Raw genomic sequence first — 25,704 nt, forward strand, 5'->3', positions numbered from 1 at the left:
GGTTAGAGCCTGTTGACAGACCCAGCTGACCGGCTGCGCCGCGCCCGGACGGCGACCGGCGGCGTTGTCGGCTCGCCCGGATACAACACCGGTATCCGGGCAAACCTCCGCCTTGCCGGACGCAGCCTGGCACACGGCTCGCTCGGCCAGAGGTCTGCCAACAGGCTCTCAGTGATCGCAACATCACCGCCCACATGTGCGCAGCACCACCCCGGCATCGTGGCCTTGTCAGCGCGACAGGCACCGGGCGCTCAACCGAGTCGCACGGTTTCGAAGTTCGAGGAGGACGTCATGCGCTCTCAACAAGGACAACCCGGCAAGGGACGGAGGGTCGGGCGAGCGGCGGCACTCGTCAGCGCGGTCGTGGCCGCGATCTCGCTCGGCGTGGCTAGCCCGGCGCTGGCCGATACGTACAGGGTCTCGACGACGGGTGCCGGAGCGGTCCTGTCGATCTTCACCTACTCGTCCAACCTGAAGCTCTGTGACACCGTGGCGGACGGTAAGCGTGCGATGGCGGATGTGAGCATCTGGGGCTCCAACGGGCAGTTGCTTGACTACTACGAGCTTGTAGACGCCAACGGCGCCAACGGGCAGGCCGATGCCGACTGCGATGTGGTTCGGAGGGAACGGCTCTTCCAAACCGGCGACACCATCAACTACAAGGTGTGGATCCAGGACGGCACCGGTGGCCCGATCGAACGCGCCCACACCGACGAGATCGACCTGTGACCTGACTCGACGAGCACGGGGGGGGACCCTCCGGCCCGGACCGTCCGGCTCGTTCGAGCGGGACCGGTCCGGGCCGGAGGGTCCGGTCACGACCGGATCGGAGAGCAAGACCGGGAGGGATCACCGAAGCGCCGGCCGCGAAGCGCGAAGATCGCCACGGGCTTAGCCTTATAAGTCGCACAGTCCGATGGCATGGGGGAGTGAATGGTGCGGTTCGCCGAGACGAGCGACGGCGTGCGGCTGGCCTACGAGTCCGCCGGTACCGGGCGGCCTGGCATGCTGCTGGTGCACGGCTGGTGCTGCGACCACACGTACCTCGCACCGCAACTGACCCACTTCGCCCCGCGGTACGCGGTGGTGGCGCCCGACCTGCGGGGCCACGGCGACAGCGATCGTCCCGAGCCGCGGCTGGGCACCTACGACATCGAGACGCTGGCCGACGACGTGCTCGTGGTCGCCGAGGAGGCTGGCCTGGAGCGCCCGTTGATCGTCGGGCACAGCCTGGGCGCGCTGGTCGCGCTCGCGTGCGCGGCCCGGCCGGGGGCGGTACGCGCGGCCGTGATGATCGAACCGGCGCCGATGTTTCCCGGGCGGCACAAGGAGCACCTGCAGCGTTCCGTGCCGGACGTCGCCGAGGACCACGACGGTTCGTGGCGCCGGGACTTCGCCGCCGGCCTCCTGAAGTCGACCGACACGGTGCGCCGGGCGGAGACCATGGCCACCATGGCCGCGGTACCGCCGCCGATCGCCTCGGCGGTGCTGCACAGCTTCGCCCGCTTCGACGGCGGCGGCCCGCTGGAGCGCGCCGAGGTGCCGCTGCTGGCGATCACCGCCGGGTCGGGCGAGCGCGAGCTGCGCGAGCATCGGGCGGTGACAGTCGGCCGCACCGTCGGCGCCGGACACTTCCCTCAGCTGGAGGTGCCGGAGCAGGTCAACGCCATGATCGACCGGTTCCTCGCGATCAACGGATTCGGCGCTCCCTGATCGCGGGGCCGGGGGAGCCACCGGCCATCGCCGCGAGGTGGCCGCTGACCGAGCCGGCCCCGACCGCGAGCCGGCGATCGCGTCGACTCGAGGCTCCGCCCGATTTATCCTTAATGGGTGGTGGCAGCGTGGCGTATCCGCCGGATCCTGCCGGCCGTCGTGGCGCTCGCCGCCGTGGCCGTGGTCGGGTGCTCCGGCGATGCCCAACCGCCGGTCCGGCCGTCCGTGGCCATCGGCGCGAGCCCGGGTGCGTCCGGTACCCCGACCTCGACCGCGGTACCGACCGGCCCGCTTCCCTCGTCGGCTCCCGGCGCGACACCCTCCTTCATCGCCACGGTGGCCACGCTCACCGCCGCCGATGTTCCGCACACCTGGCACAGCGGCTGCCCGGTGGCCCCGGCCGACCTGCGGCTGATGCACCTGAGCTTCTGGGGCTTCGACAAGCGGCCGCACATCGGCACCATGGTCGTCAACGCCTCGGTGACCGGCGACGTCATGAAGATCTTCAGCGTCCTGTACCAGCAGCAGTTCCCGATCCGACGGATGCAGCCGGAGGACGCCTTCAACGGCAGCGACGCGGACTCGATGGCGGCGGACAACACGTCGGGCTTCAACTGCCCGGCGGGCTCGAGCGGGGCGGGGCACTCGTCAGAGCACGCCCTGGGGAAGGCCATCGACGTCAACCCGGTGGAGAACCCGGACGCGTCGGGAAAGAACCCCATGCCTCCGGCCGGGAAGGACTTCCTGAACCGCTCCGACCTGCGCCCGGGGATGGCGGTGCCAAACGGAGTGCTGGTCAAGGCGTTCACGGCGGCCGGCTGGGTCTGGAGCGGACCGTCCGCGTCCGGGCCGAACTACCAGCACTTCAGCACGAACGGCAGGTGAGCCCGGCGGGTCCTCGCGCCCTCGGCGGCACCCCGCGCCCCAAGTCGCGGCGCGCCCCGAGTCTCGGCCGCGCCCCGCAGCTCGGCCGCGCCCCGCAGCTCGGCCGCGCCCCGCAGCTCGGCCGCGCCCCGCGGCTGGCGCCTCAGCGCACGCCGCGCGGCCTGAACTGGATGCTGATCCGGGCGCCGGCCGGCCGGGCGGTCTTCGGGACCGCGTGCTCCCAGGTGCGCTGGCAACTGCCGCCCATCACGATCAGGTCGCCGTGGCCGAGATCGTGCCGCAGCGTCGGCCCGCCGCCGCACCGGGGTCGCAGCAGCAGCGCCCGGGGAGCGCCGATCGACACGATCGCGACCATGGTGTCCTGGAACGAGCCCCGACCGATCGTGTCGCCGTGCCAGGCGACGCTGTCGCGACCGTCGCGGTACAGGCACAGCCCGGCGGTGCGGAACCGCTCGCCCAACTCGGCGCCGTAGTGCTCGTCGAGCGCGTCGCGGGCCGCGTCGAGCGCGGGGTGCGGCAGCGGCTGGTCCTCGCCGTAGAAGCTGAGCAGGCGGGGGACGTCGACAACCCGCTCATACATCTGCCGCCGCTCGGCGTGCCAGGGCACCCCGGTCACCAACTCCTCGAACAGGGCGTCGGCGCCGAGCATCCAGCCGGGCCGCACGTCGATCCAGGCGCCGTGGCACAGCGTGGTGCGCCTCACGGTGCCGCCCAACGCGTCCGGTCGGACGTCTTCGGCCAGGTCGAGCAGTGAGGCTTGGAATGCGGCCGTCATGCCGACAGCCTAGCTCATCGTTCGGACAGGCGTTCGATTGCCGCGCCGTCGTCGCAGCTCACCCCGGGGTTCATGATCAATCGGCGGGATCGGCTCCGGCGTCATCCCGCGGCCGGAACGCCACCGCGTGAACCGATTCGGCGACGGCCGGCCAGCGCGGGTCGGTGGGTTCGGTGGGGAATCCCAGGATCGGCGCGATGTGCTTCCAGGCGCGCGGGTGCCGGTCGCGGTAGGCCAGCAGGATGCGGCTGGTCTCCGCGCCGCCGGGGAACCGCTGTTCGGGCCGTACCCAGCGGTGTGCGCCGAGGCGCACCTCCAGGGCCGGGGCGGCGCGCAGGTTCTGGTACCAGTCGGGGTTGCGGCCCCACGCGGCGACCACCACCACCTCGCGGCGGCCCGGGTCGTACCCGACGACCTCGGCCACGGTCTCGCGCCGGAGCCCGGTGCGGCGGCCCTGATGCGCGATGTACAGAAGCCGGTGCCCGGCCAGGATGCCCAGCCCGGTGCGGTACAGCAGGATCGGCGCCCGCAGCGCGATCCGCAGCGGGCCGGTCGGCCGGCGGTCGGTGACAGCCATGACTACTTGAATACCAGTCCTTGGCCGGTCGCGCAGGCCGGGTTATGGTCGGCTCGGCGTTCGGGACGCCCCCGGTCCGCGGGAAGGGCACAGCCCACCCGGCCGCACCACCTTTGCCCGGCCATGTCCTCCTTTCGGCCTGACAACGCGGACATCAGGCAGCACGAGAGGAGGCCGCCATGCCGGCCGTGTCACTGTCCGACAATCCCCACCTCGGGTACCTGCGCAACCGGGCCCGGGAACTCCAGCGCGGGGTGCGCCGGGGCGATCCCGACGCCCTGCGCCGGCTCGCCGACCAGCGCGTCGACGTTCCGGGCGAGCCGACCGCCTTCCCGCTGTCCGGCGCGCAGCTGACCGTCGCCCGCGAGTGCGGCTTCGCCAGCTGGCCGAGGCTGCGGCGGTACCTCGACGTCGTGGCGCAGTACCGGTGGGACGCGGCGCCGGAGCCCGCCGGTGCCGGCGACGTGGCCGGCGAATTCTGCCGGCTGGCGTGCCTGACATACGCGAACGACGGTCCGGTGCGCTGGCAGCGGGCACGCGACCTGCTCGCCGAGCACCCGACCGTGACCCGGGACAGCGTCTGGGCCGCCGCCGCGGCGGTGGACGTCGCCGCCGTACGGGCTCAGCTGGCAGCCGAACCGGCGCTGGCCCGGCGGCGGGGCGGCCCGTACCAGTGGCGGCCGCTGTTCTACCTGGCGTACTCGCGCCTCGACCCGGCCGTACCGGTGGGCGCCGTCCTGGAGATCGCGCGGCTGCTGCTGGACAACGGCGCCGACCCGGACGAGGGGTACCTGTGGAACGGGCTGCCCACCCCGTTCACGCTGCTGACCGGTGCCTTCGGCGAGGGTGAGCAGGGACCCGAACGCCAGCCCCGCCACCCGCACAGCCTCGCGCTGGCACGGCTGCTGCTCGACGCGGGCGCGAACCCGAGCGACGGGCAGACGCTCTACAACCGGATGTTCCGCCCGGACGACGACCATCTGGCGCTGCTGTTCGAGTACGGACTGGGCGTCGGCGACGGCGGGGTGTGGAAGCGCCGGCTGGGCGAGGCGCTGGAGTCGCCTGCCGACATGATGCGCGGCCAGCTCGCCTGGGCCATCGATCACGACTTTCTCGACCGGGTACGGCTGCTCGTCCGGCACGGCGTCGACATCGTCTCGCCGCTTGACGACGGGCGGACCCCGGCCGCACGCGCCGCGTGGAGCGCGCGCCGGGCCATCGTCGAGTTCCTGGTCGCGCACGGCGCCCCGGCGCCCGATCCGGATCCGGTCGACGACCTCATCGGCGCCGCGATGGCGGCCGACCGCCCGGCGGTACGCAGGTTGGTCGACGCGTACCCCGAGGTGGCCGAGCAGGCCCGGCAGCGGCGTCCGGGACTGCTGGTCTGGGCCGCGGCGGACGGTCGCCGGGAGGCCGTCGCGCTGATCGCCGAGCTGGGCTTCGACGTCAACGCGCTCGGTCGCGGCGACACCCCGGGGGAGACGCCGTGGAACACCGCCCTGCACGAGGCCGCCGCGTCGGGAGACCTCGACCTGGCCCGGGCGCTGCTGGCCCTCGGCGCCGACCCGGACATCACGGACGCCCGCTTCGCGGGAACCCCGTTGGGCTGGGCGCGGCACTTCGAGCGGCAGGCCATGGTCGAGCTTCTCGAACCGGTCACCACCGAGCCGCCGCCGGGCGATGACGGTTCCACTGGGAGTACCCCCTGAATGTCCACCCGCGCGACCACCGGCGACGGTGACCGGCCCGGCGCGCCGGCAAGAACTCAGCTGACGTAGCGGCGGCCGGCCTCACATCTGCGGTGGCCGCGCCGTCGTACTAGGAGAAGCCACACCGTTTGGAAGGATGGGTAGCGATGCCCACGCAACGCGAGGAAGACGCAGCGACGATCAGGCGCCAGATCGACGAGATTGTCGAAGGAATCGGGGCCAAGGATCTCGAATGCCTGAAGCGGATATACGCGACGGACGTCGTGTCTTTCGATGTCGAGCCGCCGCTGCAGCACGTAGGGGTAGAGGCGAAGTTGAAGAACTGGGCGAAGGTGTTCGAGTTCTTCCAGGATGTGAAGTACGAGCTTCGGGACCTGACCCTCACCGTGGGCGATGACGTGGCATTCGCGCACGGCTTCGGCCGGCTCAGCGGCACGCTGAACAACGGGACGGCGACGAACGGGATGTGGGTCCGGGGCACCTTCTGCTTCCGCAAGCTCGACGGCAACTGGTTGATCGCGCACGATCAGGCTTCCGTGCCGTTCGATATCACAACCGGCAAGGGAGTAGCCGACCTCGAGCCCTGACGAGTCGGCGGCGGCGCCCCGAGCCATGGCGGCGGGGCGCCGTCGTACTCGTGGGTGATTCGAGCGCCGGGCTTACGACGCGAGGTACGCGCGGGTGGACCGCCCGAGGAGCAGCGTGACACAGGTCACCGCGAGGGCGAGTGACGCGACGTCGACCGCGACCGAGGCCACGCCGATGTCCAGTGTGCCGGCCCCCTGCAGTCCGCGTTGGCCGGACAGCGCGTTGGCAGCGGACGCGAAGGCGGCGAAGAGGAACCCGACCACCACGGAGGCACCGTCGTACAGGGCCGCCAATCCGTGCGCCGCCGCGGCCCCGGCCATCCCGATCACGACCGCGACACGTGCTGCGTGGCGGCACCGGCGGACGCGGAGGATGAGCATGGCACCGGCCCCGAGAAGCGCCAACGCCTTGCCCGACTCCCCGATACGGCTCAGGGTCTCCACGGACACGCCCTCGATCCGGCTGTGCGCGCCGGGTCCGGGCTGGCCGAAACGCCTCGAGAACTCCCAATGCAGCAACCAACTGGCGATGGTGAGGGCCGCCAGGATGATGGCGATGGCGGCGGCGCTGTTGACAGCGGGCGGCCGAGACGATGGCTGCACCGGCAAGTTCTACCAGATTTGATCCGCGCCGTTTGCCCGTGCCGGGGTGCTATGTCGCGGTCGTACACAGCGCCTCGTCACGGCGGCGCGGGCCGACGGTGGGCGGTTGCGGGCGGCTTGGTAGGTTCCGACGCGCCGTACGCATGCGGAGCGGTCTGTGTGCGCGAGAGATCCGGCCTTGGGGTGCGCATGCGGGCGTCTGGCAGAGGCAACGAGGCCAACAGCGGTGCGCGGCGGCGCAAAGGGTTCGGCGCGCTCGTGGCGGGGCTTTCGTGGTGGCAGGCCGTGCTGGTCGTGGCGCCGCTGCCGCTGCTCGGCATCGGCGGCGCGGTCGGCGGCTTCCTCGGTGGCACGGCGGCGGCGGCGAACGCGACGTTGGCCCGGCGCAAACAATTCGGTGCGGGGATCACCGCGCTGGCGATGAGCACCGTCAGCCTCTTCGCGTACGGCGTGTACTTCCTTGTCGCCGGCGCGATCCAGTCGGCGATCACCTCGTCTCAGCAGCCTTCGGCACCTCTCGGCGGCCCGATTGCCACGGCCAGTGCCCCCACGCCCTACCGAACGCCGCAACTCATCCAGCCGTTCAAACCCGTACCGGCAGGCGTCATCGCGAACCAGCCGAGCGTCATCAGCGCCACCGGAGCGGCACTGACCTGGCCCGCGTACGTCAACACCACCGGCGACGCCCAATACGATGTGGCCACGTACGAGGTGTATCGCAACACGCTCGACCACAACCTTTCGCAGTCGCCGGGCACCCTGGTCGGCTCCGTTCGCGGCGAACAGACCAGCTTCGTCGACACCAGCGCACCCGCCCGGACCGGCCCACACGACGGCATCTACAACTACCTGATCGGTGTGCGCACCAGAGCGGGAAGATTCATCCAGGGCACGCCCCTGCTGGTGCAGTTGCCCATGCCGGGCGAAACGGAGCTCGCGGTCCCGGCAACCGCGGCCGATACGATTGCCTCCGGCCAGCCGAACGCCATCGCGAACACGGTCCTGTCTCAAGGCTCCTCGAAACTCCTCGAAATCGGCCCCGACGAGGACCTCGGTCTCGGCAATACCCGCCTGGTGTTCGACTTCGGCCCGCTCGCCGCGCTGCCCAGTGACGCGGCCCTGGTCGAGGCGCACCTGAGCCTGTGGCGCACCACCGGCGGGAACTATCCAGATCAGTACACGTTGTACACACTGAAACGTTCGTTCACCGGCTCCCAAGTGACCTGGAACAGGGCGTCGACCGGCACCGCATGGACCCACCCGGGAGGCGACTACACGGCCCCCACCGGACGCGTGCTGCAGGCGATCGATCCGAGCATCCAGCGCAGCGACTTCGACGCGACGGGAGCCGTGCGCGGCTGGATCAGCAACCCGAGTTCCGAGCACGGGCTCCTGCTCAAGGCAGACACGGAGTCGGTGGAAACAGCCCCACTGCTCGACGGGTTCTACGTGCCCATCGGCGGCTCGTACCCGCCGTACCCGGCGTGGGAGTGCCCACAGCTGTACATCACCTACACGGGCGCCGCGCCGACCCTGGCGGCGATAGCGTCGGCGACTCCGTGAACGACGCTGGGGTGGTCGGCAACGACGGCCCAGGGACCGTCCAGCTCGGGGCGGGCCGGCTGAGATGGCTTTCTCAACCGGCCTGCCCCGAGGGTCGTCAGGTCAAACCGTTACGGCGTGTAGATGTTCGGCCAGGGTGGGGTCGCCATCCCGTTGCCGATGAAGAAGCTCGGGTGCGGCGGCTGGTTGTACGCCGTGTTCTGCCACGCGATCGCGGTCCGGTACTGGCTGTTGTGCATCAGCGTCGGGATCCGCAGATCGGTCGTGTACGTGGTGGCGTAGATGCGCAGCGCCCGGTCGTCGCTGGTGGGCAGCACGACCTCCTCGCGCCAGTCGCCGAACAGGTCGCCGGACAGGCTGGGCGTGGACTTGGTGCTGTTGTTGGAGTGCACCCCGCTGCCGGTGAGCAGTCGGGTGTCGCCACCGGTCCCGTACTTGTCGATGTGCGTGCTGTCGAGCAGTTCCCGTACCGGGTCGCCGTCCCACCACACGGTGAAGTTGTCCGACGACGGGTTGTGGCTGCTGATCTGCTGCCCATGTGTGTTGTAGATGCCGGTCGTCGCCGCGCTCCACGACTCCGCACCGGCGCTGCCGGCGTAGATGTCGTCGGAGCGGCCACGGCCGTTGTCACAGTTGCAACTGGGGTACTGCCAGATGACGGCACCGGTCTTCGCGTCGGCCATCCAGCCGGCCGGGGACGAGGTGTTCTCGTCGACCTTGTAGACCTCCAGGCCGGGCCGGCTCGGGTCCAGGTCGCCCACGTCCTCGGCGTCGCCGTGCCCTAGCCGGGTATTCCACAGGGGAGACCCGTTGTCGTTGATGGCCATGGCACCGAAGACCACCTCGTCCTTGCCGTCTCCGTCGACGTCCGCGATGGACAACTGGTGGTCGCCCTGGTCGGTGTACTGGCTGCCGGCGGAGTTGGAGTCGAACTTCCAGCGTTCGGTGAGTTGCCCGTTGCGGAAGTCCCAGGCGGTGATGACGGTACGGGTGTAGTAACCGCGCGACTCGATGAGTGAGGGCCGGGTGCCGTCCAGGTACGCGGTGCCGGCCAGGAACCGGTCGACCCGGTTGCCGTACGAGTCGCCCCAGTCCGACACCGTCCCACGTGGAGGGTCGTAGTTCACTGTGGACATAGCGGCACCGGTGAGCCCGTTGAACATGGTCAGGTATTCCGGCCCGGACAGGATGTACCCGGAGGAGTTTCGGTAGTCGGCGCTGGAACTGCCGATGACTCGTCCGGTACCGTCCACGGTGCCGTCGGCGGTCTTCATCGCGACCTCGGCCCGGCCGTCGCCGTCGTAGTCGTACACCTGGAACTGCGTATAGTGCGCGCCGGCCCGGATGTTGCGGCCCAGGTCGATGCGCCACAGCCGGGTGCCGTTCAGCCGGTACGCGTCGACGTAGACGTCGCCGGTGTAGCCGGACTGCGAGTTGTCCTTCGAGTTGGTCGGATCCCACTTCAGCACGAACTCGTACTGGCCGTCCCCGTCCAGGTCACCGACGCTGGCGTCATTCGCGGTGTAGGTGTACGCGACCCCGTCCGGCGTGGTACCGCCGGACGGCGGCTGGATCGGCACGTCCAGGTACCCGTTGGTGAACTGCAACGCGGACTCGGACGCGCCCTGCTCGACGCCGTTCACCACGGCGCGCACGGTGTAGGCCGAGCCGGCCGCGGCACCGGAGTCGAGGTAGTTGGTGCTTGCCGTGATGGGGGTCGAGTTCAGCTTGGTGGATCCCCGGTACACGTTGAACGCGACGTTCTGCGGGTCGGTGCCCAGCAGCCGCCAGCTGACCAGGTTGCCGCTGCCCGAGCGTACCGAGATCAGGCCGCGGTTCAGCTTCTCCATTTGGCGTGCACCGGCCGCGGGCGGGGTCGAGCCGCCCGTGGGGGTGGGTGTCGGGCTCGCGGTACGGGTCGGGGTCGGGCTCGCCGTCGGGCTGGTGGTGCGGGTCGGTGTGGTGGTCGGGCTGGTTCCCACCGAGCCGGTGCAGGTGACCCCGTTGAGCGCGAAGGACGTGGGTACCGGGTTGCTGGAGTTGTTCCAGGACCCGTTGAAGCCGAACGCGGTGTTCGCCCCGGTGGCCAGCGCCGCGTTGTATCCCGCGTCGGTCGCGGTGACCGCCGCGCCGGACTGGGTGACGGTCGCGTTCCACGCCTGGGTGACGGTCTGGCCAGCGGTGAACGACCAGGTCAGGCGCCAGCCGTTGATCGGGTCGCCGAGGTTGGTGATGGTGACGTTGGCGCCGAACCCGCCAGCCCATTGCGAACCGATGCTGTAGTCGACCCGGCAGCCGGTGGCGGCCGCGTGAGCGCCGAGCGTGCCGGCGGTGACGAGTGCGGTGGTCGCCAGTGCGGCGGCGGTACCGGCGGCGAGCAGCCGGTACCGGATGCGCCGTTGACTAATTCGTTTCAATTTCGCCCGTCCAATCTGATCACGGGACGGCGGGACTGCACGGAGAGCCGCCCTCGCGGTGGATGCCGCCACCGGGTGACTGGCACCCGGGGCGATTGGCGATGCTTCCCGAGGTCATCGAGAAGGCGGAGGCTCCCGGCCGCTGTGACGTTAGCGTTCACATGGGTGAGTGTCAATCTCTCCCGGTGCTGGTCGAATCGGCACTTGGCTCAGTTGCAACGTTTTTGCAGCGGCCCCGTGAAACGCCGGCCCGATGTCCGGTGCCGTCGCGGCGACCGGGAGCGGCGGAGCGGGTAGGCATTGGCTCAGTCAACTGAGCAAGAAATGGACCTAACGGGGTGCCAATTTCGCCTCTAGGGTCGACCTCATGACAACCGAAACCCTCACCGCCGATGGCGGTCGCTCATTCGTCGTCCCGGCTGCCCGGCTCGCCGTCGACGAACTCGCCCCGCAGATCAACCGGGCGATGAACGCGTTGGACGCGGCGTCCCGCCAGGTCAGCCTGGAGCCGTCGCTGCTGGAACTGGTGCGCGCCCGCGCCTCGCAACTCAACGGCTGTGCGTACTGCGTGGACATGCACAACCGGGACGCCCGGAAGGCAGGGGAGAGCGAACGGCGCCTGTTCGCCCTGCCGGTCTGGCGGGAGACGCCGTTCTTCACCGCCCGCGAGCGGGCGGCCCTGGACCTGACCGAGGCGGCCACGCGGCTGACCGACGGCCCGGTCGGCGACGCGGTCTACCAGGCGGCCGCGAGCGAATTCACCGACGTGGAGTTGGCCGAGCTGATCTGGACCATCACGGTCATCAACGCGTGGAACCGGCTCGGTGCCACCGCCCGCCCGTGGGCGCTGAGCTGACCGGCGTCGTGGCAGGCGGTTGGCCGCGCACCGGTCAGCCGCCTGCCTGCGCAGCCGGGTCGGCTCCGTCGCGCGCCGCGTCAGTCCGGCCGCTGCCGGCTCGGGCCCGCCCGTCGGCCGGGGACGGTCGGCGACCCGCCCGACCCGCCTGACCCGCCGACGTGGCGCAGCCGCCGCTCGACCCGCTCGGCGTCCGGGCTGCGTCGCTGCGCCCGCAACAGCCGTAGCGCCTCGCGCCAGGCACGTCGGGCCGGGCCGCGCTCGCCGGTCGCGGCGTACGTCTCGCCCAGCCGCTCCAGCGTGTCGGCCTCCTCGTACTCGTTGCCGAGGTCGCGGTACACCGCCAGGGCCTTCTGGTAGTGGTCGATCGCCTCGGCGTACTGGCCGGTGTGGTGCGCCACCAGGCCGAGGCTGTCCAGCGTGTCCGCCTCACCGACGCGGTTGCCGGTGTCGCGGGACACGATCAGCGCGGACTCCAGGTGGGTACGGGCCTGGTCGTAGTGGCCCAGCCGGGTCGCGTACCAGCCCACCACGTTGAGCGCACCGCCCTCGCCGACCGGGTCGCCACACGCCCGATACAGCTCCAGGGCGCGGGTGGCGTGCTCCAGCGCACGCTCGTTGTCACCCCGCCACTCCGAGGCCCAGGCGAGTGTCCAGTGCGCCCGGGCCTGTCCGGGCAGGTCGGCCGCCTGCTCCGCGAGCGACAGGGAGCGGTGCAGCTGATCGGCGGCCTCTACGTGCTGCCCGACCAGGATGCAGGCCCGCCCCAGGTACCGGTGGGCCAGCGCCTCGACCGCCGGATCGCCGAGCAGTTGCGCGGCGGCCAACCCGCACCGCCACACGGTGACCAGGTCGTGCAGGTGACCCCGCCAGCCGTAGAACGTGTTCAGGGACCAGGCCAGCTGCCACGTCTCGGCGTGCCAGCCCTGCCGGGCGGCCAGTTGCTGGGCGGCCTGGACGCACAGGTGCTCGTCGTCCAGCCACGCCTGGGCGGCGGCCCGGTCGGGCAACGGATGAGCGGGGATGCCCGGCGCCGGGTCGACGACGGCCCAGCCGTGCCCCGGCCGGGTCGGGTCCAGCAGCCGGTCGGCCGCGTGCGCGGTGTTCAGATAGAAGCCGACCAGGCGGCGCAGCCCGGCGACGTGGTCCTCGGGCTGGTCGCGCTCGGCGCGCTCGGCGGCATACAGGCGGATCAGGTCGTGCATCCGCCAGCGGCCGGGGGAGTGCTGCTGGATGAGCGACTGGCGTTGCAGCGCGCGCAGGATCGCGGTGACTTCGTCGGTGGGCAGTCCGGCCAGCGCGGTGGCGGCGGGCAGGCCGATGTCCGGGCCGGCCGCCGAGCCCAGCAACCCGAACAGCCGGGCCTGGGCGCCGGTGAGCGCCGCGTACGACCAGGAGAGGACCGCGCGCAGGCTCGCCTGCGGGTCGTCCTCGTCGAACGCGCCGAGCCGGGTGGTCGCGTCGTGCAACTCCGCGGTGATGGCCGCCAGCGGAAGGTGCGGTGCCAGGGCCGCCCGGGACGCCACGACGCCCAGCGCCAGCGGCAGGCCGCCACAACCGTTGACCAGCGCGGTGACCGCCTCGGGCTCGCCGGCCAGCCGTTCCTCGCCCAGCCGCCGGGCCAGCAGGTCGCGGGCCTGCGCCTCGTCGAGTATGTCCAGCTGCAGCGGCAACGCGCCGTAACCGTTGATCAGGCCGGTGAGCCGGTCTCGGCTGGTCACGATCACCGTGCAGGTCGGGGAGCCGGGCAGCAGCGGTGCCACCTGACTGGCGTCGCGCGCGTTGTCCAGCACGATGAGCATCCGCCGGGTGGCGAGCAGGCTGCGGTACAGGCCGATCTGCGCGTCCAGATCGGTGGGTACCGCGGAGGGCGCGACGCCGAGCGCGTCCAGCAATCCGTGCAGCGCGGTCGCCGGGGCCATCGGCTGCCCGGACGGATCGAACCCGCGCAGGTTGACGAACAGCTGCCCGTCCGGGAACCGGTCGAGGTTCTGGTGCGCCCAGTGCAACGCCAGCCAGGTCTTGCCGGCGCCGCCGATGGCCGAGACGACCACGGTCGTGTCCCGGTCGGTCACGCCGGTCAGCGTCTTGGTCAGCGCCCCCAGCTCGTCGGCCCGGCCGGTGAACAGCCTGCTTGCCGCCGGCAGCTGTCGTGGCGTCTGGGCCGCGGGACGGGACCGGATCAGCCCCGGGTCCCGGCGCAGGATCGCGGTGTGCAGCTCGCTCAGCTCGGGGCCGGGGTCCACGCCGAGGTCCTCGGCGAGCCGATCGGCGAGCTGCTGGTACACGATCAGCGCGTCGGCGTGCCGACCGGCCCGGTACAGGGCGAGCATCAGCTGGCCGGCCAGCCGCTCCCGGTACGGGTGCTCGGCGTGCAACCCGGCGAGTTCACCGACCAGGTCGCGGGGCCGGTCGGCGGCCAGCTCGGTCTCGATCATCAGCTCCGTGGCCGACATCCGCAGTTCGGTCAGCTCGGCCGCGATCCGTTCCCGCAGCCGGTCGGACGCCACGTCGGCGAGCACCGGTCCGCGCCACAGCGCCAGGGCCTGCCGCAACAGGCCGGTACGGTCGGCCGGGCTCACGATGCGGGCCCGCTCGACCATGGCCTGGAAGCGGTGCGCGTCCACGCTGTCCGGTGCCACCTCCACGGCGTACCCGCCGCCCCGGCTGACCAGCCGGACGCCGTAGCGGCCGGTGCCGTCCGGGTCGAGCTGGGCGCGCAGCCGGGAGACGTGGGTGTGCAGGCTGGACCGGGCGGTCGAGGGCGGCTGCCCCTCCCACAGCAGGTCGACCAGCCGGTCGATGGTGATCGGGCTGTTCGCCTCCAGCAGCAGCACACCGAGCAGACACCGCTCCCTGCGCCGGCCCAGTTCCACGGGCCGGCCATCGCGCGTCGCCTCAAGGCGGCCGAGCAGCCGGAAGTCCACACACCGATTCTCGCTCACCGACGCTCAGTCGCCCGCCCTGCGGAGGACCGACCGATGACAACCCGTGTCGATTCGTGATTGAATTTGTCGACTATCGACGGCGCTAGATGGCCCAGCCCGCGCACCCCGAGGAGCCCGCCCGTGACTCTCAAGCGCAGATCCGTCCTCATCGCCGGCGCGGTCGGGCCGCTCGTCGCAGCGGCCGGCGTCCTGGAGCCGTCCGTCGCGCTGGCCGCCAGAGGCACGCCCTCGTCGGGGCCGCAGCACGTGCCCGGGACCACCGACCGCACCATCGACTTCGGCCGGTCGTGGCGGTTCGCGCTGGTCAACCCGTACGCGGCGACCGACCCGACGGGCCAGTACGCGGACGCGGCGGCGCCGGGCTTCGACGATCCCGGGTGGCGCACCGTGGACGTGCCGCACGACTGGAGCATCGAACTCGCTCCGGAGCAGGCGTCGGACACCGGTGGCGGCACCGGCTACTTCCACGGCGGCCTGGGCTGGTACCGCAAGTCGTTCACGCTGCCTGCCTCGCTGGCCGGCAAGCGGGTGTCGATCGAGTTCGACGGGGTCTACATGGACTCGTCCGTGTATGTCAACGGCACCCTGGTGGGCGGCCACCCGTACGGGTACACCGGGTTCAGCCTCGACCTGACCGGCCGGGTACACACCGACGGGGTCACCGCGAACGTGGTCGCGGTCCAGGTGCGCAACCAGCTGCCGAGCAGCCGGTGGTATTCGGGAAGCGGGCTGTACCGCAACGTCCGGCTGGTCGTCACCGACCCGGTGCACGTGGCCCGCTGGGGCACCTTCGTCACCACCCCCGACCTGGCCGACACGATCGGGTCGGGCCGGGCCGGCGTGCGGATCAGCACCCGGGTCGCGAACGAGTCCGGGACCGCGACCGCGGTGCGGATCACCTCGACCGTCCTGGACCCGGCCGGCCGGCAGGTGGGCCGGGCGACCGCTGACGCGACCGTGACACCGGACGGATACACCGACACCACCACGATCCAGGTGACCCATCCGCAACTGTGGTCGGTCGACCACCCTGCGCTGTATACCCTGCGTACCGAGCTGTCGGTGGCGGGACGGGTGGTGGACACGTACCTGACCACGTTCGGCATCCGGTACGTGCGGATCGACCCCGACCACGGCGTTTCCCTGAACGGTACCCACCTGAAGCTCCGCGGCGTCGACCTGCACCACGACCAGGGCGCGCTCGGCTCGGCGGTGCACACCGACGCGCTGGTGCGCCAGATGAAGCTCATGAAGAGCATGGGTGTCAACGCGTTCCGCACCTCGCACAACCCGCCGTCGCCGGAGATGGTCCAGGTCTGCGAACAGCTCGGGATCGTCATGATGGTCGAGGCGTTCGACTGCTGGCACACCGGCAAGAACCGGTACGACTACGGCCGCTTCTTCGACGCCAACAGCGACGCCGACATCACCGAGATGGTCGACGCGGCGAAGAACTCGCCCGCGGTCATCATGTGGTCGATCGGCAACGAGATCCCGGACTCGACCTCGGCGGCCGGGCTGGCGATGGGCCAGCGGCTGATCGACGACATCCGGGCGATCGACAGCACGCGGCCGGTGGTCATCGGGTCGGACAAGTACCGGGGCCTGCCGGCCGTCGGCTCGCCCGCCGACCTGATGCTGGCCAAACTCGACGGGTTGGGCCTGAACTACAACACCGCCGCGTCGGTGGACGCGCTGCACGCCCGTTACCCGCACCTGTTCCTGTTCGAGTCGGAGTCGTCCTCGGAGACCTCGACCCGCGGCGTGTACCAGGAGCCGGAGCACCTCAACACCGGCGAAAACTACACGCCGAACCGGCGCGGCACCTCCTCGTACGACAACAATCTCGCGTCCTGGACGATGAGCGGCGAGTACGGCCTGAAGAAGGACCGCGACCGGGAGTTCTTCGCCGGCCAGTTCCTCTGGTCCGGTATGGACTACATCGGCGAACCCACGCCCTACTCCGTCTTTCCCGTCAAGGCGTCGTTCTTCGGCGCGGTGGACACCGCCGGCTTCCCGAAGGACATGTACTACCTGTTCCGCAGCCAGTGGACCACCGAGCCGATGGTGCACCTGCTGCCGATGAACTGGACCGACCACGAGCCGGGCGAGCCGGTCGAGGTGTGGGCATACTCCAATGTGGACACTGTGGAGCTGTTCCTCGACGGGCACAGCCTCGGCGTCCGCACCTTCGACCGGAAGACCACCACGTACGGTGCGGAGTACCTGGAGACCACCGAAGCGACCCACGACGACAAGACAGTTACGGCCGGCCCCTATCCGGGCAGCTACACCAGCCCGAACGGCAGCGCGGGGAAGCTGCACCTGACCTGGACCGTGCCGTTCGCGCCGGGCACCCTGACCGCGGTGGCGCGCCGCCACGGTGCCGAGGTCGCCAGGGACGAACTGCGCACCGCCGGGTCGGCGCACGCGGTGCGGCTCACCCCGGACCGCAGGGTGGTGGAGGCGGACGGCCGTTCGCTGGTATACCTGACCGCCGAGATCGTTGACGCGCACGGCGTGGTCGTACCGGGCGGGGCGCACCCGGTCAGCTTCCAGGTCGACGGCGCGGTGCTGGCCGGACTGGACAACGGGCGGCAGGAGAGCGCGGAGCGGTACCAGAACACCGACACCCGGGAGACCTGGGCCGGCAAGGCGCTGGCGATCGTGCGGTGCGCCGGGCAGGCCGGACGGATCACCGTGACCGCGACCGCGGCCGACCTGCTGCCGGCCGTCGCGTCGGTGTACGCCCTCGACTCGCTGTACGCGGCGGACTCCTCCGGTACCCGGCTGGTCGCGCTGGATCCGGTCGTCCTGCGTACCCCGCTGGGCTCCTCGCCCCGGCTGCCCGGCACCGTCACCGGGGTGTACGGCGACGGCAGCCAGCGCGCGCTGCCGGTCCACTGGTCGGCGCCGCCCGAGTCCTCGCGGCACCACACCGGCGTGTATCAGGTCTCCGGGTCGGTGGCGGGTACTCCGCTGCGGGCGCGGGCGAGCCTCACCGTGTACGCGCCGGCCTCGGTGGAGACGTACTCGACCGTGGTGGGTGCCGGTACGCCACCGGTCCTGCCGGCCACCCTGCGGCTGGTCTACAGCGACGGAGTCGACCTCGCCGTACCGGTCGCGTGGGCGCACGTGCCGCCGGCCCGGTACGCGGTGCCCGGCCAGTTCACCGTCACGGGTACCGTCTCCGGCGGCCTGTCGGCTCGGGCCACCGTACGCGTCACCGGCGACGTGCTGGCCGGCGCGAACCTGGCCAGCCCGGGCGGCCCGGCGCACCCCGAGGCGGATGCCAGCTACTCGGGTGCCCCGAACACGCTGCCGGCCGCGATGCTGGACGGGACGACCGGCTCCGGCGGGTGGTCCAACGCGTACAGCAAGGCCGCCACCGCGCTGCTGCCCGCGTTCAACACCGCCCGGCGCTCGGACTGGGTGTCGGTCAGCTGGCCCAACGCGCAGCGGTTCGGCTCGGTGACGGCGAACTTCGTGGTCGACACCAGGCACACGCTGCCCGCCGCGATTTCGGTCAGCTACCGGCGCGGAGCCGACCTGGTGTCGGTGCGCGGGCTGTCGGTCGCCTGGACCGGCACGGTCGCCACCCTGACGTTCGACCCGGTCGGCACGACCGAGGTGCGGCTGGAGCTGACCAGCGCGGCCCCGGACGCCACCAACGGCTTCTTCCAGGTCACCGAGCTGGCGGTCATCGGGGACGCGGTCAGCTACCAGTCCTCGGCGGCACTGGTGAAGCTGACCGTGGACGGCCGGCCGGTGTCCGGGTTCGACCCGTCCACCACGTCGTACACGGTGACCGCGGGGCCGGGTACCCCGCAGATCGGCGCGCAGGTCGCGGACAACGGCCGGCTGCTGGTCGTGCCGCCGCCGGCGGTACCCGGCACCGGCGCGGTCATCGTGACGGCGGAGGACGGGCTCACCCAGCGGACCTACACGCTGCGGTTCACCGCCCGCTGACCGCTCCTGTCAGCGGCCGGAGGCGAATCGCATGTGCGAGCGGGTACGCAGCCGGTAGCTGGACAGCACCGCGACCAGCAGCGCCAGCGCGAGGGTGAACGCGACGCCGTGCACCAGCCCCCGGTCGAGGTACCCGGAGCCGGTGTGGTCGACCGCGTACGTGCCGATCTCCCGGCTGGACCAGAACGGCATCACCTTGGCCCCGGCGCCCGCCGGGTCGACGACCATCTGCATGCCGACGACGACCAGCAGCACCAGGGTGCCCTCCAGCTCACGCGGCACGAGCGCGGCGACCAGCAGCCCGAACGGGGCGGCGACGGTCACGCACAGCAGCATGGCCAGCGCCACCCCGCCGGTGCGCACCTTGTCCTGCGCCGGATCGAGGGCCACCAGCGCCAGCAGCGGTACCGCGATGCCGGTGCCGAGTACCAGCAGGGCGGCCAGCCGTCCCAGGTACAGGTGGTGGCTGCGGTACCCGGACAACCGCAGCCGCGGCTCGACCGCCCGCCCCGCCGACGCGGAGAACAGCGCGGCCGTGCTGATCGCCCAGGACAGCCCGAGGAACAGCGCCCGGATCGACTCGCCGGTGTACCCGTTGCGGCGCACCACGTAGAACGCCAGCGGCAGCGCGAGCAGCAGGATCAGCACACCGCGCCGGCGCAGCATCTCGCGCAGCGTCATGTCGGCGACGACGCCCAGCTTCCTCATCACGACCACCTCTCCCGGTTCGCCCCGCTCAGATCGAGCACCGTGTCCACGAGGTCGAGTTGGTTGAGCATGTGGGTGACCACGACCACGGCCCGGCCGCTGTCCCGCCAGCGCCAGACCTGCTCCCAGAAGTCCAGGTACGTGCCGCGGTCGAAGCCCTGATAGGGCTCGTCGAGCAGCAGCACGTCAGGCTCGCTCAGCCCGGCCATCACCAGGTTGAGCTTCTGCCGGGTGCCCCCGGACAGGTGCCGGCTCAACATCGGCGTCGAGGCGTCCCAGTCCAGCGTCGCCGCCGCCGCGCGGCCCTTGGCCCGGGACCGTTCCCGCGACCAGTTCCGCCCTCCGCCGACGAGGACGAAGTGCTCCTCGGGGCGCAGGAAGTCGATGGTGCCGCCGTCCTGCGGGCAGTACCCGATGCTGCCGTCGACCTGCACGGTGCCCTTGTCCGGGCTGATCAGGCCGGCGCAGATGCGCAGGAACGTGCTCTTCCCGCAGCCGTTCGCGCCGATCACGGCGGCCACCTCGCCCGCGTGTACGGTCAGGTCCACCCCGGAGAGCACGTCCCGGCGCCGATACCGCTTGACGATCCCGCGTGCCCGCAGCCGCATCGGTCCGGGTGCCGGTCTGCGCGCCCGCCGCCACGCGGCGCCGACGCTGTCCGAGACGACCGCGGCGTACGCGCCGGCCGGGCCGAAGGCGGCCATCGGTGGCTCGCCGCTGTCGCGCAGGTGGGTCGCCGCCTCGGCGACGACATGGTCCGCGGTTCCGCCGGGCACACCCCGGCGGCGCAGTTCCATGCCGAGGTCGCGCAGCCATCCGTCATTGATCGTCACGTGCTCTGCCCTTCTTGGAGGATCGCGTTGCCCCTCTGCAGGATCGCGTTCACGTCCGAGCTGAACGACTGCCAGTCGAGCACCGCCTGGCGCAGCGTCGCCTGCCCCGCTGCGGTGATCCGGTAGTACTTGCGGGCCGGACCCGACGGGCCCTGCCGCCAGTCGGTCGCGACCAGGCCGGTGCTCTCCAGGCGCAGCAGCACCGGGTACAACGTCCCGCCCTTGATCGGCCCGAGTCCGGCCGCCTCCACCGCCTGGACGAGGTGGTACCCGTACGACTCGCCGCCGGACACCATGGCCAGCACGCACATGTCCAGCACGCCCCGTAGCCACTGGCTGCGCCGCTCCTGATCCACGACACCGGACGCTAGCACAGCTATCTAGATGGCGCCGCAACCTAGCGGGAAAAGGCGGTCGGTCAGCGCCGGGCCTGCCGGCTCGTGACCGCGAGGGTCAGGGCGGCGAGTCCGGCGACCGCCAGCAGAAGCACGGTGGGGGAGGAGTAGGACTCCAGGACCGACAGCAGAGTCGGTGCGCCGAAGCCGATGTAGGTGGCGGCCTGGAACACCGCGGTCAGCGTGGCCAACTCCTCGGGCCGGGACATCCGCTGCACCTCGGCCAGGCCGTACACCATGCAACACCCGTACCCGCAGCCGAGCACCGCGGCGGCCGGCAGCGCCAGGATCGGCTGGCCGGCGGCCGCCACGCCGGCCTCGATGACCAGCCCCACGGTCACCAGGGACATGCCGGCCACCAGCAGGTGCGGCCCGTCCCGCCGGTCGAGGCGCCGGGCTAGCGGCTGAACCAGTACCCCGGCCATGGCGGTGCACACGGCGGCCAGCGCGCCGAAGAAGACCGCGATCCCGTGCACCCGGTCGATGACCAGGCCGGGTACGAACACCATCGAGATGGCCGCCGCGCCGAACACCCACGGCGCCAGCGGAAGAACCACCCAGCGGAACCGGCGCTCACCGAGCCCGTGGACGCCCAACCCGACACGGCTCGCGGAAGGGCTCCGCGTCACGGTCTCCGGCAGCCGGGCCACCAGGACGACCGCGTAGGCGGCCAACGCCAACTGCGGCGCGTACGGCAGCGTGGTCGGCCACGGCGCCCACTGGGCGAGGGCCCCGGCGACCAGCGGCCCGGCGCCGAAGCCGACGGTCATCGCGACGCTGGCCCGCCGGGCACCCGCGCCGGCGACCGCGGCCTCGTACGGCGGCGCGGACAGCTCCTTGATCCACGCACTGCCCGCGCTGAACGCGCAGCCGCTGGCCACCCCCATGACCACCCGGCCGGCGAACAGCCAACCGACCCCGTGCGCGCCGAACGCCAGCACGATCCCGGCGACCATCGACAGCGCGACGGAGAACATGACGACCGGCCGCCGGCCGACCCGGTCCGAGACCCGACCGGCAACCAGCAGCCCGGGCATCAGGCCGATCGCGTACATGCCGAAGGTGCCCTCGACGACCGCGGCGGACAGGCCCAGCCTCGCCCGGTAGAGCAGGACCATCGGCGCGAACTGGTTGGCGCCCCAGCCGACGGTGCAGACCGCCACGCCCGCGGCGAGCCAGCGGGACCGCCCCGGCGTCCCGGCCGGGCGTACCGCCGTCGCGGCCGCTTCCCGCGTCGTCGCCATGCCCACGCGCCCCTTCCGTCTCGACCTGCCCGGTCCGAGACTGACCCGCCCCTGCCGGCGGGCGAAGTGACCGCGGTGACAATGTGGGCTAGATAACCCGGCCGAGTACCTGCCTCAGGGCGCCGGTCAGCAGGCCGGCGGCGTCCGGGCCGGCCGCCGGGTGCCGGAAACAGACGTGGTTGTCCGGCCGGACCAGGACGCACCCGGTGTCGCCCACCTCACGCAGCCGGGCCCAGTCGCCGTACAGGTCCTCGTACTGCGCCCCGGGGCCGATGACACATCCCCGGACGGTGACGCCGAGCGCCGCCGCGGCCTCGGCGGCGGCGTCGATCCACGCCTCGCCGCCGACGCCGGTCAGCACCGTGAACCGGCCGTGGCCGCCGAGGTCCAAAGTGGACAGACGCTGCCGGTCCCGGCCGAGCCACGCGTGCGGGAGCTTCGCGCCGGGCCAGGTGGTCGCGTGATGGTACAGCTGCTCGTCGCGCGGGAACGCCGGTTCGCTGCCGTCCGGCACCATGGCCGCCGACCGGTACCGCTGGTTCAGCTCCACGCCGTGCGTGTTGAACTCGTAGTCCTTGAAGGCGATCGCCTCCCGCAGCAACTGCCGCCGGCGTTCCCCCTCCGGTGTGGCCGACTTGCGTGACTCGATGTTCTTCAGCATCTCGTCCGGGTCCTCTGTGGACAATAGGCCCAGCGCGTCGAAGATGCGGCCGGTCTCACCGATGCTCTGGTTGGCCCGATCCACGATCTGCCTGCCGACCGGCGCCCGCTCGGCCGAGTACGTGTCCAGCAGCGACGGGTCGGCTGCGCCGTCGAGCACCAGCTTCAGCTTCCAGGCCAGGTTGTACGCGTCCTGGATGGACGTGTTCGAGCCGAGCCCGTTCGACGGCGGGTGGCGGTGGACCGCGTCGCCCGCGCAGAACACCCGACCCCGGTGGTAGCGCTCGGCATACAGGTGGTTGACCGTCCAGAGCGAGGACGACCGGATCTTCACCGGGATCGAGTCGTCGCCGAGCAGCCGGTACACGACCTCGCGCGCGTACTGTTCGGTCAGCTCCGGCGGCTCGCCGGTGATGTCGTACCCCCAGACGATCAGCCACTCGTGCCACGGCCGCACGCAGCGCACCAGGCCCATGCCGATGCCGCCGACGTCCGATCCGGTCTGCAGCACCCAGTACAGGATGCTCGGCCGGTGCGCCACCAGGTCGTCCAGGTCCGCGTCGAACAGGATGTTGACGCTGCCGGCGACACCCATCTGGCCGACCATCGGCAGTCCGATGTCGGCCGCCACCTTGCTGCGCCCACCGTCTGCGCCGATCAGGTATTTGGCCCGGATCTCGTATCGGTCGCCGCGCACCCGGTCCAGGACGGTCGCGGTCACTCCGTCGGCGTCCTGCTCCAGCGACAGGTACTCGGTGTCGAACCGCAGCGTGGTGCCCCGGGCCACGGCGTTGTTCACCAGTACCGGTTCCATCAGATGCTGCGGCATGTCGCAGATGCGCGACGGGGACGCCAGCGTGTGGTCGGCCAGCCGGGCCGGATGCGTGTACCAGGTGTGCAACCGACCCAGTTCCTCGCCGGCCAGGCTGGTGCAGAACACCGTGTCGCCCATCAGGTGCTGCGGGGTGGCCTGCGCGACGACCTGGTCCTCGACGCCCGCGTCGCGCAGCACCTCCATGGTGCGCTGGTTGGTGATGTGTGCCCGGGGCGTGTCGGCGAGCCGGCCGTACTTGGTCACCAGGATGTTGGCGACCCCGTACGTGCTCAGCAGCAGCGCGGCGGCTCCACCCGCCGGTCCGCTGCCGACCACGAGAACGTCGGTCTCGACGACGTCGGACATCCGTGCTCCTCCAACCTCTCAGGCGGGTGCGATGCGGAACGTGTACTCCAGCCGGTGCCACGGTCCGTCCACCTCGCGACCCGCGGGCGCGGGCCCCCGGCCCGGTGCGAAGTCGACGATCAGGTCGTCCTTGACCCCGAAGACGGTGTCCGAGTCCAGGTACGCGCCGCCGGACACGAACAGCTGGGTGACCAGGCGGCGGTAACCGTAGGCCATGATCATGAAGTGCAGGTGCGGGGCACGGTACGGGTGGCGGCCCACCGCGTCCAGCAGCTGGCCGACCGGCCCGTCGCCGGGGATCGGGTACTCCGAGGGAAGGATCGACCAGAACCGGATCCGGCCCTCGGCGTCGGCCTCGAACCGGGCGCGCAGCGCCGGCCCGGTCAACTCGGGCAGCTGCACGTCGTAGAAACCGTCCTCATTGGACTGCCAGACGTCCACGACCGCGCCGGCCACCGGCTTGCCGCTGGGATCCTCCACCCGCACGTCGACCCACAGCGGAGTACCGGGCAGCCCGGCGGAGATGTCCGCGCCGGGTTCGGCTTTCGGCGGGCCGGACACGTAGAACGGGCCGAGCACCGCCGACGGCGTTGTCTGCGGGGTGCGCGAGTTGGTCAGCGCGTCCACCACGCTGGACACCCCGAGGGTGTCGGACAGCAGCACGAACTCCTGCCGCTTGGGGCTCGAGATCTGGCCGGTACGGGTCAGGAAATCGATGGCATAGAGCCATTCTTCCTCGGTGACGTCGTTGCTCCGGACGAAGTCGTGCAGGTGCCGCACCAGGTCGGCGAGCAGCGCGCCGACCCGCGGGTTCGGAGAGCCGGCGAAGCTGTCGACCACCTGCCGGGTGAGCCGGCCGAGGTCGGGCCCCGCGTCCGCGGGCCGCTCCGGGCGCCGGCCCGACCACGCGTCGCGCAGCAGTCCCTCCACCCCGGAGAGGGTGATCTCCCGCGGGTTCGGGTACGGGGACCTGGTGGCGCTGGTGAGGGCGAGCAGGGCGGCGCGGGGCAGTTCGGCCTCGGGCATGCCCAGCGCGCCGAGTGACGTCGGCCCGTCCAGGGCGGCGATGAGGTCGTACACGCCGGTCGGCGCGTCGCCGGTCCCCAACGCCTCGGCGATGGACCGCATCGCGTCCGGGGCGGCCGGGGCGTTGTACGCCATGGCGTGCGGAAGTATGGCGGTGTGCGTCTGCGCGTGCGGGAGGTTGAACGTACCGCCCAGGACGTGGCACAGCTTGTGATGCAGGCCCATGCCGACGCCGGCCAGGCAGGTGCCGGCGAGCCAGCCGGCTCGCAGCGCCTCCTCCCGTGCGTCCACATCGGACGGATCCTCGGCGATGCGCGGGAGCGCGCCGGCCATCGCGGCGATGGCCTGGAGCGCGAAGCCGTCGATGACCGGGTTCGCGTCGGGGGAGTAGAGCGCCTCGACCGCGTGAGCCATCGCGTTGACGCCGCTGGCCACCGATACCGGCACCGGGAGCCCGAGGGTCAGCTCGACGTCGTAGACGACGGTCTCCGGCAGGATGCCGGGCGCCGTCCGGGTGGTCTTCTCGCCGCCTATGGTCTCGCCGAGTACCGGCGTGACCTCCGAGCCCGCGTACGTCGTGGGTACCGCGAGGTGCGGCAGCCCGGTCCGGATCGCGATCGCCTTGCCCAGTCCGGTGCTCGTGCCGCCGCCGACGGACACCAGGCAGTCGATGCCGTACTCGGCCAGCATGGCCAGGGCCCGCTCGGTCACCTCGACCGGGGTGTGCATGGCGGCGTCCGGGAACTGTGCGACACCCAACGCGCCCAGGCGCTTCCAGACCGCCTCGCCGGTATCGCCCCGGCCCAGCACAAGTACCCGGCTGCCGCCCAGCCGATCCACCTCGTAGGGCAGCTGACGCACGGTACCCGCGCCGAACAGCACCCTCGACGGATGGGAGGAGTACACGAACGACCGCATAAGGAACCACCTCTCGTACCGGCCGGGTGGCTGCCGTACCCAGTCTCCACCGGGCCCAACCGGCGTTTCCTGCATTTATCTGCTGTGCTGCCTGCATGAAAAGCGCGTCCGCCGCGGGTGTCGCGGGCGGTGCGCGCG

Annotated in this window: 19 protein-coding genes; 8 read left to right on the forward strand and 11 right to left on the reverse strand. The window is 71.5% G+C overall.

Translation table 11 applies throughout. The features are described from left to right. Window positions 1–291 precede the first annotated feature (291 nt). From Raf01_RS25260 to Raf01_RS25270, 3 genes are all read left to right on the forward strand, one after another. Entirely contained in the window at window positions 292–729 is a 438-nt protein-coding gene (locus Raf01_RS25260) for a hypothetical protein (RefSeq protein ID WP_203920489.1), read from the forward strand. A gap of 207 nt (window positions 730–936) precedes the next feature. Next, a complete protein-coding gene (locus tag Raf01_RS25265) occupies window positions 937–1,713 on the forward strand; it encodes an alpha/beta fold hydrolase (RefSeq protein ID WP_203920490.1) in 777 nt (258 codons plus the stop codon). A gap of 117 nt (window positions 1,714–1,830) precedes the next feature. Then, window positions 1,831–2,598 (forward strand): M15 family metallopeptidase, encoded by a 768-nt coding sequence (locus Raf01_RS25270; RefSeq protein WP_203920491.1) that lies wholly within the window; start codon window positions 1,831–1,833, stop codon window positions 2,596–2,598. A gap of 142 nt (window positions 2,599–2,740) precedes the next feature. Here the strand turns inward: Raf01_RS25270 and Raf01_RS25275 are convergent, their stop codons facing one another. Then, complete coding sequence (locus tag Raf01_RS25275; RefSeq protein ID WP_203920492.1) at window positions 2,741–3,373, reverse strand: alpha-ketoglutarate-dependent dioxygenase AlkB; 633 nt, start codon at window positions 3,371–3,373, stop codon at window positions 2,741–2,743. A gap of 76 nt (window positions 3,374–3,449) precedes the next feature. Beyond that, a complete protein-coding gene (locus tag Raf01_RS25280) occupies window positions 3,450–3,950 on the reverse strand; it encodes a nitroreductase family deazaflavin-dependent oxidoreductase (RefSeq protein WP_203920493.1) in 501 nt (166 codons plus the stop codon). A 179-nt stretch (window positions 3,951–4,129) separates the two neighbouring features. On the opposite strand from Raf01_RS25280, the gene Raf01_RS25285 reads away from it, so the two are divergent. Continuing rightward, entirely contained in the window at window positions 4,130–5,659 is a 1,530-nt protein-coding gene (locus Raf01_RS25285) for an ankyrin repeat domain-containing protein (RefSeq protein WP_203920494.1), read from the forward strand. Window positions 5,660–5,805: 146 nt separating this feature from the next. After that, window positions 5,806–6,246 (forward strand): YybH family protein, encoded by a 441-nt coding sequence (locus Raf01_RS25290; RefSeq protein ID WP_203920495.1) that lies wholly within the window; start codon window positions 5,806–5,808, stop codon window positions 6,244–6,246. Window positions 6,247–6,318: 72 nt separating this feature from the next. On the opposite strand, the gene Raf01_RS25295 is transcribed toward Raf01_RS25290, so the two are convergent. Further along, window positions 6,319–6,849, reverse strand: coding sequence for a hypothetical protein (locus tag Raf01_RS25295; RefSeq protein WP_203920496.1), 531 nt, complete (start codon window positions 6,847–6,849; stop codon window positions 6,319–6,321). A 189-nt stretch (window positions 6,850–7,038) separates the two neighbouring features. Between Raf01_RS25295 and Raf01_RS25300 the strand changes: the two genes are divergently transcribed. Continuing rightward, window positions 7,039–8,412 (forward strand): DNRLRE domain-containing protein, encoded by a 1,374-nt coding sequence (locus Raf01_RS25300; protein WP_203920497.1) that lies wholly within the window; start codon window positions 7,039–7,041, stop codon window positions 8,410–8,412. A gap of 110 nt (window positions 8,413–8,522) precedes the next feature. Here Raf01_RS25300 and Raf01_RS25305 read toward each other — a convergent pair whose 3' ends face one another. After that, the gene (locus tag Raf01_RS25305; RefSeq protein WP_373319570.1) at window positions 8,523–10,820 is read right to left on the reverse strand and encodes a rhamnogalacturonan lyase family protein; all 2,298 of its coding nucleotides are present in this window, start codon (window positions 10,818–10,820) and stop codon (window positions 8,523–8,525) included. A gap of 376 nt (window positions 10,821–11,196) precedes the next feature. On the opposite strand from Raf01_RS25305, the gene Raf01_RS25310 reads away from it, so the two are divergent. Beyond that, a complete protein-coding gene (locus Raf01_RS25310) occupies window positions 11,197–11,685 on the forward strand; it encodes a carboxymuconolactone decarboxylase family protein (protein WP_203920498.1) in 489 nt (162 codons plus the stop codon). 80 nt (window positions 11,686–11,765) lie between these two features. Here the strand turns inward: Raf01_RS25310 and Raf01_RS25315 are convergent, their stop codons facing one another. Continuing rightward, window positions 11,766–14,630 (reverse strand): AfsR/SARP family transcriptional regulator, encoded by a 2,865-nt coding sequence (locus Raf01_RS25315; RefSeq protein ID WP_203920499.1) that lies wholly within the window; start codon window positions 14,628–14,630, stop codon window positions 11,766–11,768. 123 nt (window positions 14,631–14,753) lie between these two features. Between Raf01_RS25315 and Raf01_RS25320 the strand changes: the two genes are divergently transcribed. Continuing rightward, a complete protein-coding gene (locus tag Raf01_RS25320; protein ID WP_203920500.1) occupies window positions 14,754–18,602 on the forward strand; it encodes a glycoside hydrolase family 2 TIM barrel-domain containing protein in 3,849 nt (1,282 codons plus the stop codon). Between the two features lie 9 nt (window positions 18,603–18,611). Here the strand turns inward: Raf01_RS25320 and Raf01_RS25325 are convergent, their stop codons facing one another. The 6 genes from Raf01_RS25325 to Raf01_RS25350 form a co-directional block, all read right to left on the reverse strand. Continuing rightward, complete coding sequence (locus tag Raf01_RS25325; protein WP_203920501.1) at window positions 18,612–19,310, reverse strand: hypothetical protein; 699 nt, start codon at window positions 19,308–19,310, stop codon at window positions 18,612–18,614. Next, entirely contained in the window at window positions 19,310–20,143 is an 834-nt protein-coding gene (locus Raf01_RS25330; RefSeq protein WP_239133892.1) for an ATP-binding cassette domain-containing protein, read from the reverse strand. The genes Raf01_RS25325 and Raf01_RS25330 overlap by 1 nt, the downstream gene beginning before the upstream one ends. Beyond that, window positions 20,140–20,499 (reverse strand): PadR family transcriptional regulator, encoded by a 360-nt coding sequence (locus Raf01_RS25335; RefSeq protein ID WP_203920502.1) that lies wholly within the window; start codon window positions 20,497–20,499, stop codon window positions 20,140–20,142. Before Raf01_RS25335 ends, Raf01_RS25330 begins: the two co-directional genes overlap by 4 nt. A gap of 62 nt (window positions 20,500–20,561) precedes the next feature. After that, window positions 20,562–21,782: an MFS transporter gene (locus Raf01_RS25340; RefSeq protein WP_203920503.1), complete on the reverse strand. Its 1,221-nt coding sequence runs from the start codon at window positions 21,780–21,782 to the stop codon at window positions 20,562–20,564. 88 nt (window positions 21,783–21,870) lie between these two features. Beyond that, entirely contained in the window at window positions 21,871–23,622 is a 1,752-nt protein-coding gene (locus tag Raf01_RS25345; protein ID WP_203920504.1) for an FAD-dependent oxidoreductase, read from the reverse strand. 18 nt (window positions 23,623–23,640) lie between these two features. After that, a complete protein-coding gene (locus Raf01_RS25350) occupies window positions 23,641–25,566 on the reverse strand; it encodes a maleylacetate reductase and hydroxyquinol 1,2-dioxygenase domain-containing protein (RefSeq protein ID WP_203920505.1) in 1,926 nt (641 codons plus the stop codon). Window positions 25,567–25,704: the final 138 nt, after the last annotated feature.

Source organism: Rugosimonospora africana, assembly GCF_016862975.1.
Lineage (GTDB): Bacteria > Actinomycetota > Actinomycetes > Mycobacteriales > Micromonosporaceae > Rugosimonospora > Rugosimonospora africana.

Excerpts from the sequence above, each read along its gene's own strand:
- Raf01_RS25260 (WP_203920489.1), top strand. The coding sequence starts at position 292 with ATGCGCTCTCAACAAGGACAACCCGGCAAGGGACGGAGGGTCGGGCGA.
- Raf01_RS25275 (WP_203920492.1), bottom strand. The coding sequence starts at position 3,373 with ATGACGGCCGCATTCCAAGCCTCACTGCTCGACCTGGCCGAAGACGTC.
- Raf01_RS25280 (WP_203920493.1), bottom strand. The coding sequence starts at position 3,950 with ATGGCTGTCACCGACCGCCGGCCGACCGGCCCGCTGCGGATCGCGCTG.
- Raf01_RS25285 (WP_203920494.1), top strand. The coding sequence starts at position 4,130 with ATGCCGGCCGTGTCACTGTCCGACAATCCCCACCTCGGGTACCTGCGC.
- Raf01_RS25290 (WP_203920495.1), top strand. The coding sequence starts at position 5,806 with ATGCCCACGCAACGCGAGGAAGACGCAGCGACGATCAGGCGCCAGATC.
- Raf01_RS25300 (WP_203920497.1), top strand. The coding sequence starts at position 7,039 with ATGCGGGCGTCTGGCAGAGGCAACGAGGCCAACAGCGGTGCGCGGCGG.
- Raf01_RS25310 (WP_203920498.1), top strand. The coding sequence starts at position 11,197 with ATGACAACCGAAACCCTCACCGCCGATGGCGGTCGCTCATTCGTCGTC.
- Raf01_RS25325 (WP_203920501.1), bottom strand. The coding sequence starts at position 19,310 with ATGAGGAAGCTGGGCGTCGTCGCCGACATGACGCTGCGCGAGATGCTG.
- Raf01_RS25340 (WP_203920503.1), bottom strand. The coding sequence starts at position 21,782 with ATGGCGACGACGCGGGAAGCGGCCGCGACGGCGGTACGCCCGGCCGGG.
- Raf01_RS25345 (WP_203920504.1), bottom strand. The coding sequence starts at position 23,622 with ATGTCCGACGTCGTCGAGACCGACGTTCTCGTGGTCGGCAGCGGACCG.
- Raf01_RS25350 (WP_203920505.1), bottom strand. The coding sequence starts at position 25,566 with ATGCGGTCGTTCGTGTACTCCTCCCATCCGTCGAGGGTGCTGTTCGGC.